At 54.8% G+C, this 230-nt stretch carries 1 rRNA gene; it reads right to left on the bottom strand.

Features of this window, described 5'->3' with window-relative positions:
* Positions 1 to 230: ribosomal RNA gene (locus SB719_RS22945) — 23S ribosomal RNA — on the bottom strand; the annotation flags it as partial.

The following is a 230-nucleotide window of genomic DNA, read 5'->3' as shown; positions in this document are numbered from 1 at the left end:
AGATCGTTGCGCCTTTCGTGCGGGTCGGAACTTACCCGACAAGGAATTTCGCTACCTTAGGACCGTTATAGTTACGGCCGCCGTTTACTGGGGCTTCAATTCGCACCTTCGCTTACGCTAAGCGCTCCTCTTAACCTTCCAGCACCGGGCAGGCGTCAGCCCCTATACTTCGCCTTACGGCTTCGCAGAGACCTGTGTTTTTGCTAAACAGTCGCCTGGGCCTATTCACT

It is taken from the genome of Pantoea sp. SIMBA_079 (assembly GCF_046940275.1).
GTDB lineage: Bacteria > Pseudomonadota > Gammaproteobacteria > Enterobacterales > Enterobacteriaceae > Pantoea > Pantoea borealis.
This window is presented reverse-complemented; position numbering and strand designations above follow the sequence as displayed.